Below are 15,010 nucleotides of genomic sequence, written 5' to 3' on the forward strand. Positions count from 1 at the left end.
AATTTGCTTTCGACGTGTCGGATCGCCGCAACGGCGGCGGCATTGATCGCTTGCGCCGCGCCCACGCGACCCTGAAGGTGCGCCCCTGTTTCACGAGGGGTTGTTCATGCGTCGTCTTCTGATCTCGTCCGCCGCCATGATGGCGGCGCTGTCCGCCGCGCCCGCGCTGGCGCAGACCTCCGCCCCCACACAGACAGTCGCGGCCGATAGCGAGGACGCGCGGCTGAACGCCTTCTTTGAACAGGCCTTCCAGGCGCGGATCGCGTTGAGCCCGCAACAGATGACGTCGCTGGGCATCAAGACCGACTACGACAAGCTGGACGATGTGTCGGACGCGGCCGCCGACCGGGCCCTGGCGCTTCAGGAGGCGCAGCTGGCGCAGATGAAGGCCCAGTTCGATCCGCAGAAGCTGGGGCCGCAGGCAGCGCTGTCGTGGCGGATGTTCGAATATGGCGTCCAGCAGGCGCGACTGTCGAACCAGTGGCGCGACTGGGGCTTTCAGTTCGCCGCCAACGGCAATCCGACCACCAGCCTGCCGGTCTTTCTGATCAACAATCACCGGGTCACAAGCGTGGCCGACGCCGAGGCCTATGTCGCGCGGATCAAGGCCGCCGAGACGCAGATGGATCAGGTGGCCGAGGAACTGCGTCAGCGCGCGGCGGCGGGCGTCGTCTCGCCCCGCTTCGTCTTCGCCCCGTCCATCGCCAACACCCGCAACGTCATAACCGGCGCGCCGTTCGACGATGGGGCGGACAATCCGGTCTGGGCCGATTTCAACAAGAAGGTCGCGGCGCTGGAGACCGATCAAGCGACGAAGGATCGGCTGCTGTCGGAAGCCCGCGCCGCCCTGACCGGCCCCTACAAGGCCGGGTTCGAGACTGTGCTGACGGCGCTGGCCGAGGTTCAGCCCAAGGCGGACAGCGATGCGGGCGTGTGGCGCCTGCCGCAGGGCGAGGCCTATTACAACGCCCGGCTCCAGCTCTCGACCACCACCGACCTGACCGCCGACCAGATCCATCAGATCGGTCTGGCCGAGGTCGCGCGCATCCAGGCCGAGATGGAGACAATCAAGACCCAGGTCGGCTTCACCGGCTCGCTGCAGGCGTTCTTCACCTTCCTGAAGATGGATCCACGGTTCCAGTATCCGAATACGCCCGAGGGCAAGGAGCAGTATCTGACCGACGCGCGCGGCTTCATCGCCCAGGTGATGGCGGCGGCGCCGCAGTGGTTCTCTACCCTGCCCAAAGCGGCATTGGAGGTGCGGGCGGTGGAGCCGTTTCGCGAGGCGACGGCGTCGATCGCCTTCTACAACTCGCCCGCGCCGGACGGATCGCGGCCGGGCATCTACTACGTCAATCTGTCGGACATGACACAGGTGCTGAAGCCCCAGATCGAGGGCATCAGCTATCACGAAGGCGCACCGGGCCACCACTTCCAGATCGCCTATGCGCAGGAGATCGAGGGCCTGCCGCGCTTCCGCCGGTTCGGCGGCTACGGCGCCTATGCGGAAGGATGGGGACTGTACGCCGAACAGCTGGGCAAGGAGATGGGCTTCTATCAGGACCCCTATTCCGACTTCGGCCGGCTCTCGACCGAGCTGTGGCGCGCGGTGCGTCTGGTGACCGACACCGGCCTGCACGCCAAGCGCTGGAGCCGGGAACAGGCGATGGACTATTTCCGCCAGAACTCCCTGCTGTCCGAGCGGGACATCGAAAAGGAGGTCGAGCGCTACATCACCAACCCCGGTCAGGCGACCAGCTACAAGATCGGCGAGCTGAAGATCGAGGAACTGCGCGACCGGGCCAGGACGGCGTTGGGCGGTCGGTTCGACATCAAGGACTTCCATGCGGTCGTGCTGGGCTCCGGCTCGGTGCCGCTGGACGTGCTGGAGGATCAGGTGGACAGCTGGATCGCGGCGGGCGGCGGGGCCCCGACGGCGTAAACACGCCCTTCTCCCTCCCCGCTCCGGGGAGGGATGTCGCGAAGCGACAGGGTGGGGACGGCGCGGCAGGGACGCACTTGCTGATGCCGGAAGGTATTGCCGAGGACATCGCCTCGCCGCCCCCACCCGGCTTCGCTGCGCTCAGCCACCCTCCCCGGAGCGGGGAGGGAGAGGTCTGGAGTCGGATTTTTCCGACTTTGTGTGTATGAGCCGCCGCCATGCCCTTTACCGCCACCGTCCTGACCATGTTTCCCGAGGCCTTTCCAGGCCCGCTCGGCGTGTCGCTGATTGGCACGGCCTGGCGCGAGAAGGGCTTGTGGAGCCTGGAAACGGTTGACATTCGCGCCTTTTCCACAGATACGCGCGGCTTCCTGGACGACACCCCTGCGGGTGGCGGCCCGGGAGCTGTGCTGAAGGCGGACGTTGTGGCTCGGGCGGTGGATAGCCTGCCGGGACCGAAACGGCCGCTTTTGTACATGAGCGCCAGGGGTCGGCCCCTGACCCAGGCGCGCGTCAAGGAATGGGCGAAAGCCGACGGGATCGTCGTGCTGTGCGGCCGTTTCGAGGGGGTGGATCAGCGGGTGCTGGACGCACGCGGGTTCGAGGAGGTCTCGGTCGGAGACGCGGTTCTCGCCGGCGGCGAGGCGGCGGCGATGGTCGCGATCGAGGCGTGCGTAAGACTGATCCCCGGCGTGCTCGGCTCAGGCGACAGCCTGTCGTCCGAAAGCTTCGAGGATGGGCTCTTGGAACACCCGCAGTACACGCGACCGCGGACGTTCGAGGGGCTTAAGATACCCGAGGTGCTGCTGTCGGGCGATCACAAGAAGATCGCGGGATGGCGTGAGGCGCAGCGGGCGACGACTACGCGGGAGCGGCGGCCGGACCTCTGGCAGGCGCATCTCGCCAATTCACAGCTAAAGGGCGCAAAGCCCGAGGAGAAATGACATGAACATCGTTCAACAGCTGGACGCCGAAGAAAAAGCCCGCGTCCTGGGCGAACGCAAAATCCCCGAATTCCAGCCCGGCGACACCCTGCGCGTCAACGTGAAGATCAAGGAAGGCGAGCGCGAGCGCGTTCAGGCCTTCGAAGGCGTCTGCATCGCCCGTGACGGCGGCGGCATCAGCGAAACCTTCACGGTCCGCAAGATCTCGTTCGGCGAAGGCGTCGAGCGCCGCTTCCCCATCCTGTCGCCGAACATCGAGTCGATCGAAGTGAAACGCCGCGGCGTCGTGCGTCGCGCCAAGCTCTATTACCTGCGCGATCGTCGCGGCAAGTCGGCCCGTATCGCCGAGCGCCAGACGGTTCGTCCCGCCAAGGGCGTCGTCGTTCCGGAAACCGGTTCGGCCGCCAAGACCGAAGAAGCCTAGTTTCAGGCTAGATGATCAAATGACGAAGGCCCCGGCGGTGACGCCGGGGCCTTTTTCAAATCCGTCAGTCCGGGATTACTGCGGGAACAAGGGGTTGGCCGCGTCGCGCTGGCCTTCCAGGCTGTGTTTCAGGGCTTCCATCTGCTCATGCTCGGTCTTGACCGCCGCATAGGCCCGCCGGATCGTCTCGCGCGTGGTGGCGGAAATGCCGGTGTCTTCCAGCGCCTTTTCATATTTGTTGGCGATGAATCCCTCGCCCGAATTGATCGAGCCGACAACGGAGTCGTCGTTGCGCAGCAGGGCGTGTTTCACATCCAGGAACGCGCGGTGCGCCTTGGCCAGGATCGATCCATCGGACTCGGGATCGCCGCCCAGGCCGCGCACGGCGGCCGACAGGTCGTCGACGACCTGCTGGCGTTCGCTGCTGCGACGCTCGAACAGGGTGCGGTAATGCGGGTCCTGCGTCTGTTCGGCGGCTTCGCGATAGCCGTCCGCGCTGTCCAGCGTCGTTTCGATCAGGCCGTTCAGGACCTTGATGTCGTGGGCGTTGGGGTTGCTCATCTCGTCCATTCCTTCCGCTATTGCGGTCAAACGGCGAAATGGTCCGGCGCGGCGAAGGTTGCCGCCTGCGACATCAAAGTTTGGTGCGAAGCGACCACAGCTCGGGGAAGCAGCGCTTGGTCAGGGTCGAGGCCAGATAGGCCGCGCCTTCGGTTCCGCCCGTGCCGCGACGCCGACCGATGATGCGTTCGACCGTGACGACATGTTTGTGCCGCCAGGTCAGCAGGGCGTCGTCCAGATCGACCAGCTTCTCGGCCAACTGATAAAGGACCCACCACCGTTCCGTGTCGCGATAGACCTCCAGCCAGGCCGCCTCGACGGCTTCGGACGGCGCATAGGGCTTGGTCACGTCGCGGTTCAGCACCTCGGCGGGCACCGGCAGACCGGCCTTGGCCAGTTGGGTCAGGGCGTCATCGTAAAGGCTAGGCGCCGCGATGGCGGCCTGAAGCGCGGCCAGGGCCTCGGGACGGTCTTCGTGGAACTTCAGGAAGCTGGCGTCCTTGAGGCCCAGCATGGCCTCGAAACGTCGGAACTGGTCGCTCTGGAAGCCGGACGATGACCCCAACGACCCCCGGAACCGCAGATAGTCCGACGGCGTCATCGTCGACAGAATGTCCCAGCTGTGGGTCATCACGGCCTGGATGCGGCTCACGCGCGCCAGGCTCTTGTAGGCCGGGACCAGGTCACCCGCGCGCACCATCGACTGGGCCAGGGCCGTCTCATGCAGGATTTGCTTGAGCCACAGTTCCTTGGTCTGATGGATGACGACGAACAGCATTTCGTCGTGCTGGTCCGACAGTGGGTGCTGCGTCGAAAGCAGGTCGTCCAACGCCAGATAGCCGGCGTAGGTGATATCGCTGGATTGGGTCATGCCCGCCTATCGCCCGCGATGGCGAGGGGTGCAAGCTTAGTGCTGGCCTTGCGCCGAGACGTTGGCGGCGATCTGACGACCGGCGTCGAAGGCGTCACGCGCGCCCTTGTAGATGAAGCCGTAGGTCGGATAGACGGTCGTGCCCAGGTCGTTGATCGGATTATACCAGACCTTGACCTGCGACCAGTCGTTGGAGGGCGAGACGTCGACGACGGTGACGTTCTCTTCGACCTTGCCGCGGCTGCCGCCCCAGTTGGCGTGCGTCACGCGCACGACGCGGTCAGTCAGGATGTCGGAGACGACGGCGACGTGGCCCCGGCTCATGCGGCCCTCGGGGCGGAAGACCAGAACCGAGCCGGTTTCCGGGGCCTTGCCGGTGCGGAAGTTGGCGGCGGCCTGACGCCACCAGGTCCAGGCGTCGCCGAAGATGTTGATGCCGGAGAACATGCGCGCGAAGGTCACGCACTGCCAATAGGGCTCATCAGCCTTTGCGGTGGAGGGAACGGCGCCCAGCGCAAAAAAACCGAGGGTCGCCGCAACCGCGGCGGCTTTGAGCCGTTTCGTCATGCTGGGGTATCCCGACCCGTCTTTGGAAGCGCCCTTTAGGCCACGGGATCACGCCCTGTCGCAAGTTGTTTCGGCATATCGCCGTGCTTCATATTTCCTTCTGAAATCTTGTCGTGACGCTTGGCGCGCTTGTCGGCCATGTCCCTCAGAGCCTTGCGCGCTGGGCGTTCAACGAGATGATAGGAAACGGCGGCGACAACCGGCAGAAGGGCCAGGATCGCCAACCACACGAAAATTTGAAGCTGCTTGTCCGGCGCGTCGAACAGTTTGGCGGCCAGACCGACCGCCAATAGCTTCCACGGCACACAGACCATATAGACCGAATAGCTGATCTCGCCGAGGTAGACGGCCGGCTTAGAGGCCAGCCATCCGGCGCGTTCGTTGGGCAGCGAGGCCAGCGACAGGATCAGGGCGCCGGCCAGCAGAACCGTGACGCCGTCCCACAGTCCGAGCGCGGCGCTGAGCACCATCAGGCCGAACGAGACGGCGGCGCACACCCACGGGGCCTTCAACGGCGCGCGGCGATAAACCAGATAGAGGGCGCACCCCAAGGCGAAGCACGGCACGATCCTGAGGGCGCCCCAGAGGATCGTCGCCTCGGTCAAGGCGAAGCCGGCCAGTTGCTCGAACACGAAATAGAGGATGACGAGGAAGGCCGCAGCCCCGACCACCCCCGCGATCGGCCGATGACGCAGGCGCCAGAAGACGAAGGCGAACAGCGGGAAGCAGAGGTAGGCGAACCACTCCGCCGAGATGGACCAGGACGGATGGTTCCAGCCCGCGACCGGCGCCAGCCCCCAGGCATGAACCATGAAGAGGTTGGCGGGCAGCGACGCCCAGCTCAGCACATTGGCGTCCACGCTCATGCCGGCGAACAAGGCGGCGGCCGCCAGCAGCCCCACGCCGATCAGGGTGGCGATATGCAGCGGATAGACGCGCGCGATCCGCGCCCACAGGAAGCCGCGATACGAGAACCGCTTCTCGCCCGCCGCCGCCAGATAGACGTGGCTGAGGATGAAGCCGGACAGGACGAAGAACAGCTCGACCCCTAGGTAGCCCTTGGCGACCAAGCCCGACTGACCCGCGCCCGCCAGGTTTTCCCAGAAGCTGTAGACCGCGACCCACATGGCGGCGCCGAAGCGCAGGGCGGTGATGGGGCGAAGATCGGCGGGCGTCTGGACGGGGGTCATGGTCTCACCTTGGCACGTCAGCCTTTTCGAACCATGAAGGCCCGCAAAGGTTGTGCCCGGGCGGCCCTACCCTGCCCACACGCCGTGGAAGCCAGCCGGCAGGGCCACGTCCGCCTGCCAGGTCGCAACCGGGCCGTCCTCGATCCGCGCCACGTCGAAGACGTGCAGTTCGGTGCGCCCATCCTTCAGATTGACCGACGGTCCGACCAGCCAGGCGTCCCGTTCCGCCGTCGCGCCAGGCTTGGGCACGAAGACCGCCTCCTCGACCACCTGATGCGCGCCGAACTCGAAGGCGTGCGAGCGACCGCTGTCCCAGTCGTGAACCGCCAGCCCCGTCGGCAGCGGACGGCCGCGAGTCTCGCCGGAGGTATGGGCGGTCAGGCCGCGCTTCAGTCCTGCACGACGCGGGTCCGCTTTCGGGAATTCGCCGACGACATGGCTGTAGGTCATGTCGGCCCGGCCGTCCGGCCGCAGGGTGATCAGCGCCAGTTTCGCCGGATCGCCCGGAACGACCCCATGCCCGTCCACCAGAACCCGCGCACCATCGACCGCGAAGCGCGGATCGCCGCTGGCCGCGACATCGAAGCGGATCGTGCCGTCGCGCTCGGCCCAGGCGTCGCCGAGGTGGAAGTGGAAGAAGCCCGGCAGTTCATAGAGGCGTCGCCTGGACAGGTCATCCTTGTCCAGCACCAAGACCTGCGTCCCCATCTCGGGTCGCCAGGCCAGGCCGGAGGTCACGGGCATGGCGCGGGTTTCGAACATCCAGGGCTGAAGCACCAGGATCACGTGTCGTTCGGTGGCGGTGAAGTCGTGCATATAGCTGGCGCGCGGCAGGGGCACGACTTGGGCGTCGCTCAGGCTGCGATCCGGGCGCAGATGCCAGATGACGGCCTGGCTGCCCGCTGACCCAACGTTCCAGATCGAGCCGTCGGGGGCGTAGCGCGGATGGGCCTGGAACGGCATGCCCTTCAGGTCGTCGCGCAGGGTGACGAAGTCGCGCGTCGATAGGTCCGACGCCGACAGGGCCAGGGGCGATCCCGCCTCCCACAGCGCCCAAACCTGATCGCCGGCGACCATGACGGCGGTGTTGGCGGCGTTGGCGTCGTCGTTCGAGCCGATGCGAGCCCGCCCGTCGCCCTTGGTGCCGAAGCCCGGCGTGACCACGGCGCCCAATTCCGTTTCGGTGCGGCGCTTGGGCGTGTCGGCGAACCGCGCCTCCAGCGTCGCCTGGCCGTCCTGGATGCGGAAGGCGCGCATCATGCCGTCGCCGTCGAACCAGTGGGTCGCCGACCCGCCTGGCCGCCGGAACTTGGCCGGTCCGTTGCGATACAGCGCGCCCTGCAGCCCCGCCGGCGCCCGGCCGTGGACCAGGCGCATCGTTTGGCGCGCGATGTCGCCTTCGACGTCCTGGGTCGCCAGCGCCCAGTCGGCCTTCGTCGCGGCGACGGCGTCCAGGGCGGCGGCGGCGCGCACCATTTCGGGCGTTGCCACGGCGGCCGAGAGGGCGGCGGCGCCCATAAGGAAGGAACGGCGTGAGGGGGTCATGATCCGGCTCCGGCTTTCGTCGCTTACTTCAGGTCGATCGACTGGGTCGTGGCGCCGGCGGCGGCGAACTTGGCGCGTTCCCACGAGGCCGGCCCCATATTGCCGACGGCGTTGTTGGAGAAGGCGAAGGGCTCGACCGGCATGCCGAAGGGATTGGTGTTCATCTTCCCGTCGCCGTTCAGGTCGTGGAAGGCGCGCACCGCATAGTCGCCGTCGGGCAGGCCGTCGAAGGTCACGCTGGTCTGGCCGGCGGCTGCATCCAGCATGGCGACCTTGGCCGGCTGGCCCTCGCCGCCGTAGTTGGCCTCGCTGTTGAAGACGGCGACCATGATCTGGCCATGGGGCGCCGCGCTCGGGAAGGCGACGGTCAGGTCGGCGGCGAAGGCGGGCGCGGCTGTCAGGGCGGCAGCGAGAGCGAGAACGGGAGCGATGGCGGCGACAGTCTTCATGACGGCGTGTCCTGTGTCAGGGAGAGGACCGACGACCGGCCCTCGACGACCGGACCGTGCCGTCGTCCCCTGCCCTTCACCACCGCTCTTGCGGCGATGCACCGTCGCCGTTCGCGAATGAACAGGCATGGGCGTTGGCGAAGCGCGAACGCACACCGCCGAACGCGTTGTGTCCGGCCTGCAAAAGAAAAGGCCCGGAACCTGAGTTCCGGGCCTTGGTCTCTTCGTGCTCGCGACGAGGAGCTAGTCCAGCGTGCGCTTGATCTCTTCGACCGTGAAGCACTCGATGTAGTCGCCTTCCTTGATGTCCTGGAAGCCCTGGAACTGCATGCCGCATTCCTGGCCGGCCGTGACCTCGTTGACCTCGTCCTTGAAGCGCTTGAGCGTGTTGAGCGTCCCCAGCTCCAGCACCACGACATCGTCGCGGATGATGCGGACGCGCGCGCCCTTGCGAACCACGCCTTCCGACACCCGGCAACCGGCGATCTTGCCGATCTTGGAGATGTCGAACACCTGAAGGACAGCGGCGTTGCCCAGGAAGGTTTCGCGCTGCAGCGGCGCCAGCATGCCGGACAGAACGCCTTTGATGTCGTCCAGCAGGTCGTAGATGATCGAATAGTAGCGGATCTCGACGCCTTCGCGTTCGGCCAGATCGCGCGCCTGTTTCGAAGCGCGGACATTGAAGCCGAGGATCGGCGCGCCGGCCGACTTGGCCAGGTTGACGTCGCTCTCGGTGATGCCGCCGGCGCCGGAATAGACCGTGCGGGCGCGCACCTCGTCGGTGCTCATCTTGTCCAGCGAACCCATGATGGCTTCGGCCGAACCCTGCACGTCCGCCTTGATGACGACCGGCAGTTCCGAGGCCTTCTTGGAGCCCAGCTTGGCCATCATGTCGACCAGCGAGACCGAGCCGCCCGAAACCTGGGCCTTTTCGCGCTTCACCCGCTGACGGTATTCGGTCAGCTCGCGGGCGCGAGCTTCGGATTCCACCACGGCGAAGACATCGCCCGGCGAGGGCGCCTCGTCCAGGCCGAGAATCTCGACCGGAACCGACGGACCGGCTTCGGTCAGCTGCTCGTTGCGCTCGTTCAGCAGGGCGCGAACCTTGCCCCATGATCCGCCGGCGACGACGATGTCGCCGCGCTTCAGCGTGCCGCGCTTGACCAGGACGGTGCCGACCGGACCGCGGCCCTTGTCCAGCTTGGCCTCGATGACCACACCCTCGGCCGAACGATCGGCGTTGGCGCGCAGGTCCATGACCTCGGCCTGGATCAGGATGGCTTCCAGCAGGCCGTCGAGGTTCATCCGCTCCTTGGCCGAAACCTCGATGATCTGGGTCTCGCCACCCAGGCTTTCGGCGATGACTTCGTACTGCAGCAGCTCGTTGACGACCTTCTGCGACGTCGCGCCGGGCTTATCCATCTTGTTGACCGCCACGATCAGGGGCGCGTTGGCGGCCTTGGCGTGTTGGATGGCTTCGATGGTCTGCGGCATGACGCCGTCGTCGGCGGCGACGACCAGGACCACGATGTCCGTCACATTGGCGCCGCGCGCCCGCATGGCCGAGAAGGCGGCGTGGCCCGGGGTGTCCAGGAAGGTGACCTTCTGGTCGTCCGGCAGGCGAACCTGATAGGCGCCGATGTGCTGGGTGATGCCGCCGGCTTCGCCGCCTGCGACGTCGGTCGTGCGCAGGGCGTCAAGCAGCGAGGTCTTGCCGTGGTCGACGTGGCCCATGATGGCCACGACCGGCGCGCGGGTGTCGGAGGCGTCCGCATCGTCGGCCTCGCCCAGGAAGCCGGTTTCGATGTCGGATTCCGAGACGCGCTTGACGGCCATGCCGAACTCTTCGGCCACCAGTTCGGCGGTGTCGGAATCGATCACGTCGTTGATCTTCATCATCAGGCCCTGCTTCATCAGGAACTTGATGATGTCGACGCCGCGTACGGCCATCCGGTTGGACAGTTCCTGCACGGTGATGACGTCGGGAATGACGACTTCGCGCGGACGGTTGGGCGCATCGGTCGAGCCGCCCTTGCGCTTTTCCTTCTCACGTTCGCGAGCACGGCGAACCGAGGCCAGCGAGCGCATCCGCTCGGCGGCGTCGCCGTCGCCGACCACGGACTGGATGGTCATGCGGCCTTCGCGGCGCTTGGGCTCGCCACGCGTGCGGCTGACGGCCTTGCCGGCGTCGGAGAAACGCTTCTCGCGATCGTCGTCGCGACCGGTCGGACGACCGAAGCCGGCGCCGGGCGCACGGGCCGGGCGCAGAACATTGGCCTCGGCCGGCGGGGCGTTCGGGGCGGCGCGACCGCCGGGGCCGGTGCGCGGGCCGCCGGGACGGGCGGCGCCGGGCGCCGGACGCGGGTTCAGGGCCGAATAGCGGACGGGCTCGGCCGGCTTGGCACCTTGCGGACGCTGACCGCCAGGGCCCGAACGGGCGCCCTGCGGACGGTCGCCTTGCGGGCGATCGCTCTGCGGGCGGTCTGAATAGGCGCGATCACCGCCGCCCATCGCCTGCTCGCGGGCCGACCGGCCGCCGAAGGCCGGACGCTCGGGTGCGGCGCGTTGGGGATTGCCGGGCTTGGGCACGCGCTGGCCGAAGTTGACCACCGGGCGAGCCGGAGCGGCCGGACGAGCGGGCGCAGCCGGGGCCGGAGTCGCAGGCGCCGGGGTCGGCGCGACAGGCGCAGGCGCGGCGGCGGCGGGCGTGGCCGGCTTGGGTGCGGGCTTGGCCGGCGCGACAGGCGCAGCCGCCGTCAGCTTGGCGGCTTCGGCGCGTGCGGCTTCTGCGGCGGCTTTGGCGGCGGCGGCTTCGTCACGGGCCGCCTGGGCGGCGCGCTCGGTGGCGGCGGCCTGCTCGCGGGCGGCGGCGTCTGCAGCGGCCTTGGCGGCGGCTTCAGCTGCGGCCTTGGCGGCGTTCGCCTGGGTGGCCAGGGCGATGGCGCGGCGACGCGCTTCCTGCTCCTCGGCCGACAGGGCGCCGCCGGCGGGTTGCGACGGACGCGGACCTTGCGGACGGGGGGCCTGAGCGGCCTGTTGAGGACGCGCGACATCGAAGCCCTGCGGACGTTGCGGCCCGCCGGCGCCGGCGCGGCGCTTGGTCTCGACCACCACCGTCTTGGATCGGCCATGGCTGAAGCTCTGCTTCACAGTGCCGGTCGGCACCGATCCCACAACGCGCGGCTTCAGGCTCAGCGGAGCGCGCGGCCCCGTCTGGGACGGCGTGCCGCCCGTGTTGCCCTGGCCTTGGTTGGTCTTGTCGTTTTCGTCGCTCATCCGGTCGCTTTACTCGGGGCGGAAAGGCCCGCCGTCCTCATCTAATACCCATGAACGACCGTGAGCCCGTCTCCGCCCTTGGAGACAGGCCCTCGGCCGCTAAAATCCTCAGCTCGCCCCTGTAAGGGGTGCTCCCGCCGATCCGTCCACGACACTGGAAACGTCCCAGTGAGGGGGGCGAAGCGGCCGAAATCCAGCCAGTCGTTCGACCTCGATGGTCCAGCGATCGGCGCGTCCGCCCGCAAGCAGGACGGCGTGTATCGCATTTTCCAGCCCAAGGGCCAAACTCAAATCGTCCGCCGTGAACGCGCCGCAGATCTTGGCGGTCTGATGACGGGCCAGGGCGAGGATCTTTCCGCGCCCGTCGGCCGAGCCATCGGCGGCTTCCAGCACCCAGGCGGCCTTGCCCGCACGCAGGCTCGCCGCGGTTTTCTCGAAGCCGGATATAAGAACGCCTTCGCGCCGGGCAAGACCCAGCTGGTCGAGACAGCGCCTTGCCAGCAGCCGTTCGACGACATCGGCCAGGTCGGCCGGGGCGGTCAATTTGGTCTTGGCCGCGCGGGTGAAGCCGTTTTTCTTGACCGCCGCCTCGACCGAGGCGCGGCTGGCTTCGACCCACAGGCCGCGTCCGGGCAGTTTCCTGCCCAGGTCGGGGACCACCTGGCCATCGGGCCCGGCGACGAAACGGATCAGGCGAGATTCGTCCATGACCTCGTGAGAGACGAGGTCCCGGCGTTCCCTATCGATCGTTGCGTCGCGCAAGCTCATATGTGGCCAGGTCTCCCATCACGCGTTCGACGGTTCGGCGTCGGACTCTTCGCCCTCGGCCGCGTCGTCTTCGGCAGGCGCATCGCCGAACACCTGGTCCGGATCGTATTCGCCCTCGGCGTAGTCGCCCTCTTCTTCGTAGTCTTCCGGCTCGGGCTGCGGCAGTTCCGAAGCGTCGATCCAGCCGGCCGCGACGCGCGCCTGCAGGATCAGCAGCTCGGCGTCTTCCTGCGCCAGGTTAAAGCTTTCCAGCACGCCGGGGACCTTCACCCGCTCGCCGTTCTTGACCTCATAGCCGCCGCGGATTTCGTCGGTGGCCAGGTCGGCCAGATCCTCGACCGTCTTCACGCCGCCTTCGCCCAGGGCGACGGCGATCGGCAGGGTGACGCCCGGCACCTGAAGCACGCCGTCCTCGACGCCCAGTTCGACGCGCTTGGCGTCCAGCTCGGCGGCCTTCTTGTCCAGATATTCGCGGGCGCGGGCCTGAAGCTCTTCAGCTGTCTCTTCGTCGAAGCCTTCGATCTCGGAGACTTCGTACGGATCGACATAGGCCAGATCTTCGACCGTGGCGAAGCCTTCGGTGACCAGCAGCTGGGCGATGACTTCGTCGACGTCCAGGGCTTCCTGGAACAGGCCGGTGCGCTCGGCGAACTCGCGCTGACGACGCTCGGAGTCCTGAGCCTCGGTGATGATGTCGATCTGCCAGCCGGTCAGTTGCGAGGCCAGACGGACGTTCTGGCCGCGACGGCCGATGGCCAGCGACAGCTGCTCGTCCGGCACGACCACTTCGACGCGGCCGGCTTCTTCGTCCAGCACGACCTTGGAGACTTCGGCCGGGGCCAGGGCGTTGACGATGAAGGTCGGCTCGTCCGGATTCCACTGGATGATGTCGATCTTCTCGCCCTGCAGTTCGGCGACGACCGCCTGAACGCGCGAGCCGCGCATACCGACGCAGGCGCCGACGGGATCGATGGAGCTGTCGTTCGACAGGACGGCCATCTTGGCGCGCGAACCCGAGTCACGGGCGGCGGCGCGGATCTCGATCACGCCGTCATAAACTTCCGGCACTTCCTGGGCGAACAGCTTGGCCATGAAGCCAGGGTGGGCGCGCGACAGCATGACCTGCGGGCCCTTGGCCTCGGGCCGGACGTCGTAGATGTAGGTGCGGATCCGGTCGCCGATGTTGAACACTTCGCGCGGGATGGACTGGTCGCGGCGCATGACGCCTTCGCCCCGGCCCAGATCGACGATGGTGTTGCCGTATTCGACACGCTTGACCGTGCCGTTGACGATCTCGCCGACGCGATCCTTGAACTCTTCGTACTGGTTGGCGCGCTCGGCCTCGCGGACCTTTCCGGTCACGACCTGGCGGGCCATCTGGGTCTGGACCCGACCGAACTCGAACGGCGGCAGGTTCTCGACGTATTCCTTGCCGACCACGGCCTCCGGATCGCGCTTGGAGGCGTCCTTCAGGCGCACCATGGCGCTGTCGTTGAACTCTTCCAGCTCGTCTTCCGGCATCCAGTCGTCCTCGACGATGGTGACGTGACGGGTCAGCAACAGTTCGCCGGTCTTGTGGTCGATCTTGGCGCGGATGTCGTGGTGCGCGCCGTAGCGCGACTTGGCGCCCTTCTGGATCGCTTCTTCGATCGCCTCGATGACGATCTCGCGCTCGATGTTCTTCTCGCGAGCGACGGCGTCGGCGATCTGCAGCAATTCGAGGCGGTTGGCGGAAATACCGGTGACGGCCATCAGGCGTTGTCCTCAGAAGGGGTCGTGGTGTCGGTTGTCAGGTCGGAGGCTTCCCCTTCGGGAAGGCCGTCGTCTTCGGGTTCGCCGCGTGCGGCGCGAATGGCGGCGCCCCGTTTCATCAGGGCGTCGGTCAGGACCAGCTTCGCGTCGCTCAGCCAGTCGAAGGGGATCAGGGCGGTGTCGTCCTCACCGTCCAGGTCGATCAGGACGTTGCCGTCTTCATAGCCGGCCAGCACGCCCTTGAACCGCTTGCGCCCCTCGATCATCCGGTCCGTTTCCAGACGCGCCTCCTCGCCCTCGAACAGGTCGAAGTCGATGGGACGGGTCAGGGGCCGGTCGATGCCGGGCGACGAAACCTCCAGCATATATTCGCCGGGGATGGGGTCGGCGGCGTCGAACACTTCCGACACCGCGCGGCTCAGCTTGGCGCATTGTTCGACCGAGATGTCGTGGTCGGACGGCCGCTCGGCCATGATCTGAAGGCGCTGGCGCTTGGAGCCCGTCATCAGGCGCACGCGCACGACATCCAGACCCAACGACTCCGCGATGGGGTCGATCAAGTCCAGCAGCTGGCGATCCTGGGCGGTTCTTGCGCGCAAGCGACGACGATCCAAAACAAAAGCGGCGGTCCGTCCGGGCCGCCGCTTGGAACGACGCCGTTGGACGCCGGTCTAACGATGTGAGCGCCCATATAGGCGCTTCACCTTCGCTTGTCAGCCCC

General features: G+C 67.2%; 13 protein-coding genes. 3 read left to right on the plus strand and 10 right to left on the minus strand.

The window, feature by feature from the left end; all coding sequences use genetic code 11:
- The first annotated feature begins 106 nt into the window (after nt 1-106).
- The 3 genes from JX001_RS01380 (at nt 107) to rplS (ending at nt 3,310) form a co-directional block, all read left to right on the plus strand.
- The gene (locus tag JX001_RS01380) at nt 107-1,942 is read left to right on the plus strand and encodes a DUF885 domain-containing protein (RefSeq protein ID WP_205681986.1); all 1,836 of its coding nucleotides are present in this window, start codon (nt 107-109) and stop codon (nt 1,940-1,942) included.
- A gap of 218 nt (nt 1,943-2,160) precedes the next feature.
- Entirely contained in the window at nt 2,161-2,886 is a 726-nt protein-coding gene (gene trmD / locus JX001_RS01385) for a tRNA (guanosine(37)-N1)-methyltransferase TrmD (RefSeq protein ID WP_205681987.1), read from the plus strand.
- Between the two features lies 1 nt (nt 2,887).
- A complete protein-coding gene (gene rplS / locus JX001_RS01390) occupies nt 2,888-3,310 on the plus strand; it encodes a 50S ribosomal protein L19 (protein WP_017505017.1) in 423 nt (140 codons plus the stop codon).
- Between the two features lie 75 nt (nt 3,311-3,385).
- Here rplS and JX001_RS01395 read toward each other — a convergent pair whose 3' ends face one another.
- The 10 genes from JX001_RS01395 to rimP form a co-directional block, all read right to left on the minus strand.
- Nucleotides 3,386-3,871, minus strand: coding sequence for a PA2169 family four-helix-bundle protein (locus tag JX001_RS01395; RefSeq protein ID WP_039247171.1), 486 nt, complete (start codon nt 3,869-3,871; stop codon nt 3,386-3,388).
- A 73-nt stretch (nt 3,872-3,944) separates the two neighbouring features.
- Entirely contained in the window at nt 3,945-4,742 is a 798-nt protein-coding gene (locus JX001_RS01400) for a tryptophan 2,3-dioxygenase (RefSeq protein ID WP_205681988.1), read from the minus strand.
- Between the two features lie 36 nt (nt 4,743-4,778).
- Nucleotides 4,779-5,309 (minus strand): CHAP domain-containing protein, encoded by a 531-nt coding sequence (locus JX001_RS01405; RefSeq protein ID WP_055754667.1) that lies wholly within the window; start codon nt 5,307-5,309, stop codon nt 4,779-4,781.
- 35 nt (nt 5,310-5,344) lie between these two features.
- Nucleotides 5,345-6,499 (minus strand): acyltransferase family protein, encoded by a 1,155-nt coding sequence (locus JX001_RS01410; protein ID WP_205681989.1) that lies wholly within the window; start codon nt 6,497-6,499, stop codon nt 5,345-5,347.
- Nucleotides 6,500-6,565: 66 nt separating this feature from the next.
- On the minus strand, nt 6,566-8,044 hold the full coding sequence (locus JX001_RS01415) for a carotenoid oxygenase family protein (RefSeq protein ID WP_205681990.1): 1,479 nt from the start codon (nt 8,042-8,044) through the stop codon (nt 6,566-6,568).
- A gap of 23 nt (nt 8,045-8,067) precedes the next feature.
- A complete protein-coding gene (locus tag JX001_RS01420; protein ID WP_205681991.1) occupies nt 8,068-8,493 on the minus strand; it encodes a DUF2141 domain-containing protein in 426 nt (141 codons plus the stop codon).
- Between the two features lie 243 nt (nt 8,494-8,736).
- On the minus strand, nt 8,737-11,769 hold the full coding sequence (gene infB / locus JX001_RS01425) for a translation initiation factor IF-2 (RefSeq protein WP_205681992.1): 3,033 nt from the start codon (nt 11,767-11,769) through the stop codon (nt 8,737-8,739).
- 108 nt (nt 11,770-11,877) lie between these two features.
- Nucleotides 11,878-12,537 carry an RNA-binding protein gene (locus JX001_RS01430; RefSeq protein ID WP_205681993.1) on the minus strand — a complete coding sequence of 220 codons (660 nt, stop codon included), beginning with the start codon at nt 12,535-12,537 and terminating at the stop codon, nt 11,878-11,880.
- 18 nt (nt 12,538-12,555) lie between these two features.
- Entirely contained in the window at nt 12,556-14,289 is a 1,734-nt protein-coding gene (nusA, locus tag JX001_RS01435) for a transcription termination factor NusA (protein WP_205681994.1), read from the minus strand.
- The gene (gene rimP / locus JX001_RS01440; protein ID WP_066555243.1) at nt 14,289-14,888 is read right to left on the minus strand and encodes a ribosome maturation factor RimP; all 600 of its coding nucleotides are present in this window, start codon (nt 14,886-14,888) and stop codon (nt 14,289-14,291) included. The genes nusA and rimP overlap by 1 nt, the downstream gene beginning before the upstream one ends.
- Between the last annotated feature and the right edge of the window lie 122 nt (nt 14,889-15,010).

This window comes from Brevundimonas fontaquae, assembly GCF_017086445.1.
Classification (GTDB): Bacteria; Pseudomonadota; Alphaproteobacteria; order Caulobacterales; family Caulobacteraceae; genus Brevundimonas; species Brevundimonas fontaquae.

What these genes read in the sequence shown, in the direction of transcription:
- JX001_RS01380 (WP_205681986.1), top strand. Translation starts at nt 107, where the DNA reads ATGCGTCGTCTTCTGATCTCGTCCGCCGCCATGATGGCGGCGCTGTCC.
- trmD (WP_205681987.1), top strand. Translation starts at nt 2,161, where the DNA reads ATGCCCTTTACCGCCACCGTCCTGACCATGTTTCCCGAGGCCTTTCCA.
- rplS (WP_017505017.1), top strand. Translation starts at nt 2,888, where the DNA reads ATGAACATCGTTCAACAGCTGGACGCCGAAGAAAAAGCCCGCGTCCTG.
- JX001_RS01395 (WP_039247171.1), bottom strand. Translation starts at nt 3,871, where the DNA reads ATGAGCAACCCCAACGCCCACGACATCAAGGTCCTGAACGGCCTGATC.
- JX001_RS01400 (WP_205681988.1), bottom strand. Translation starts at nt 4,742, where the DNA reads ATGACCCAATCCAGCGATATCACCTACGCCGGCTATCTGGCGTTGGAC.
- JX001_RS01405 (WP_055754667.1), bottom strand. Translation starts at nt 5,309, where the DNA reads ATGACGAAACGGCTCAAAGCCGCCGCGGTTGCGGCGACCCTCGGTTTT.
- JX001_RS01410 (WP_205681989.1), bottom strand. Translation starts at nt 6,499, where the DNA reads ATGACCCCCGTCCAGACGCCCGCCGATCTTCGCCCCATCACCGCCCTG.
- JX001_RS01415 (WP_205681990.1), bottom strand. Translation starts at nt 8,044, where the DNA reads ATGACCCCCTCACGCCGTTCCTTCCTTATGGGCGCCGCCGCCCTCTCG.
- JX001_RS01420 (WP_205681991.1), bottom strand. Translation starts at nt 8,493, where the DNA reads ATGAAGACTGTCGCCGCCATCGCTCCCGTTCTCGCTCTCGCTGCCGCC.
- infB (WP_205681992.1), bottom strand. Translation starts at nt 11,769, where the DNA reads ATGAGCGACGAAAACGACAAGACCAACCAAGGCCAGGGCAACACGGGC.
- JX001_RS01430 (WP_205681993.1), bottom strand. Translation starts at nt 12,537, where the DNA reads ATGAGCTTGCGCGACGCAACGATCGATAGGGAACGCCGGGACCTCGTC.
- nusA (WP_205681994.1), bottom strand. Translation starts at nt 14,289, where the DNA reads ATGGCCGTCACCGGTATTTCCGCCAACCGCCTCGAATTGCTGCAGATC.